The sequence below is a fragment of the Salinimicrobium oceani genome, from assembly GCF_012037645.1.
In genome coordinates this window covers 1-481 of record NZ_JAAVJR010000508.1, presented here as the reverse complement: position 1 = coordinate 481, position 481 = coordinate 1, and the positions used below count along the sequence as shown (strand labels likewise).

Annotated in this window: 1 protein-coding gene; it reads right to left on the bottom strand. The window is 47.6% G+C overall.

Annotated features, from left to right (window positions below):
* Positions 1-467, bottom strand: a 467-nt coding sequence (locus HC175_RS17970) for a PCRF domain-containing protein (RefSeq protein ID WP_168139627.1), incomplete at its 3' end; no start/stop codon positions are given.
* Between the last annotated feature and the right edge of the window lie 14 nt (positions 468-481).

The window sequence follows — 481 nt, the reverse complement described above, 5'->3', positions numbered from 1 at the left end:
CCGCTGGTACCTTCGCTAAAGTCAACGATCTGGTGTTTCCAGCCACGGCTTTCAATATATTTGGTGTACATGCGGTAAAGGTCTCCGGCGAAAATACTCGCCTCATCCCCACCGGTACCGGCACGGATCTCCATCACCACGTTCTTGGCATCCTCAGGATCTTTAGGTACAAGCATCATCCTGATCTTCTCCTCCATCCCCGGGATCTTCTCCTTGGCCTCTTCCAGCTGCATTTTGGCCATATCGGTCATTTCGGGATCGCTGCCATCGGCAATGATCTCTTCGGCTTCCTTTTTATTTTCAATAAGGCTCAGGTATTCGGCGCGAACCTCCATGAGTTTCTTAAGCTCCTTGTACTCCTTGTTCAGCTCAATATAGCGCTTTTGATCTGCGATCACAGAAGGCTGAATGATAAGGTCATTCACCTCGTCAAAACGCTGCTTCACAATATTTAATTTCTCGATCATAACATCTCCTTAAA